2 protein-coding genes are annotated in these 1,803 nt (G+C 37.3%); both read right to left on the minus strand.

Translation table 11 applies throughout. The features are described from left to right. Positions 1-177: 177 nt before the first annotated feature. Positions 178-414 carry a hypothetical protein gene (locus RZN25_18300; GenBank protein ID MEQ6378755.1) on the minus strand — a complete coding sequence of 79 codons (237 nt, stop codon included), beginning with the start codon at positions 412-414 and terminating at the stop codon, positions 178-180. A 438-nt stretch (positions 415-852) separates the two neighbouring features. Further along, a partial coding sequence (locus tag RZN25_18305; protein MEQ6378756.1) for an ISLre2 family transposase occupies positions 853-1,803 on the minus strand: 951 nt, incomplete at its 5' end.

The following is a 1,803-nucleotide window of genomic DNA, read 5'->3' on the forward strand; positions in this document are numbered from 1 at the left end:
TTAACTAAGGCGTGTCCATGAAAATATACTAGCATCAAACAACTCCTTTATATCCAGGACAAGTCTATTAATTAATTAATTTCTTCAAGTAATAATCAAACACCCCAAAATTAGTATAAAGTCTATTTTTGGGGTGTTTGTTTTATTATGTATATAGTATGGATAAAATGTTATTCTCTATTTCAATTTACTGAAAAGAACTTTTTTCATTAATTTATTAGATATTTCTAGAGCACTTTCTTTATTTTCAGCTGGAGCTGTAATCATCCATCCATTTGAACTGAACCACGATCGACCATTCCCGTCTTTTCTGGCCTCCGCAATAGTAATTTCACTTAAATTTCTATTAGCATAAAGATAGCCATAGCCCTTATCCTCAATAGGTAAATCCGTCTTATTTGATACATAATGCATATCACCCCGCCCTTCTTTATCAAACCTGATAACTGTCTTAGTATTTACAGGGGGGCTATAATAACTAACTCCTTCTATATGCAATTGCCCTACAAATTTTTCTTCACCAAGGACTCCCAAAAAGGAATAATATCTTTTTCCTTTAATATGAATTGTTATCGGATTTACATCTTCCGATTTTGAACCCAATTTATATTCAATACCATTAAATACATAAGAAATCTCTTTGGGAATTATATAATAGATATAAGACACTAAAAAAGCAATAATTATTAAAATAATGTATGTGTCAAGTTTTTCTCGATGTAGTTTTTATACCAATATTCCTGGCGCTCTATTTTTGTACACTTTATGGACCTACCGCGCTTGCGCTTGCTGACCAGTAAGTAGTTGACACGTTCATAAATACCAAGAACCTGTTCAACTACTTACTGGTGTTTAACGAAAAGTCTTTAACAGTTGGCCCCTTGCAGTTGAGTGAGCTACGTACAGGCTTATAGTCCCTTGTTTCGCTCCTATCGACGGGCGTGTAGGCTGACGTAGTATTTGTGCCATTCGTACAGTCTGTTTCACATGACGCTGTTTCCTTTCACTTCTCCTTTGATGCTTAAGATAAACTTCACGTAACGTTCCATTTAAAATACCTTGGATAACCTTTACCATTCCTTCTCCGCCTTCTTTACTCCAATGCATCCCTCTTTTTTTCATTCGGAAAGAAACGTGCCGTTGGTTGGACTCCATCGCTCCCAAGCTGCGAGCATCCTCAGGAGGATTCTCCACCTTTTCTCTCCAGTCAAAAATACGTTCCCAGTTACGGTTAATATACGTCCGAAATTCTTCAAGTTTTTTTTCGCCTTTTTGTTCTCCTAGCGTGCTTTCGAAGGTATCAATCCAACGTGTGAAATCATCTTGATTATGTTCTTTCAGTGCTTTTTTAACACCGTCCTTAAACACATTTTTCCCTCCACCAAATACACGATTTAATGCTTGGGAAACATGGTAGGGATCTAATTGATTGAGAACTGGATATCTTGATTGGGAGAACGCTTCTTGAAACCTCTCCGCAGTATATCCAGCACCTCCATCACTATTACTCACAATTCTTGTATCTTCTAGTGAATATTCATGGGCTGTAAAGGCTTGAACCTCTTTCCAAAACTCAGTTGTAGGTTGTGTAGTCAAAATGACTTTAGGCTCCTTTAAAGAAACACGCTTTCCGCTTTTTTTCCATCCTTCGTGAACTACCGCATGATGCACTTCTAGATTCTTTTTCTTCTTTGTTCCTCTAACAAATACACCGTCTGCCTCCGCATATAGAAAATCTACCTTTTTTCCTTCCGGGAGAAAGTCTGCTTCATCTAGCTCAACCACCATTTCCGTGTCGGCTTC

It is taken from the genome of Bacillaceae bacterium S4-13-56, from assembly GCA_040191315.1.
GTDB lineage: Bacteria > Bacillota > Bacilli > Bacillales > JAWJLM01 > JAWJLM01.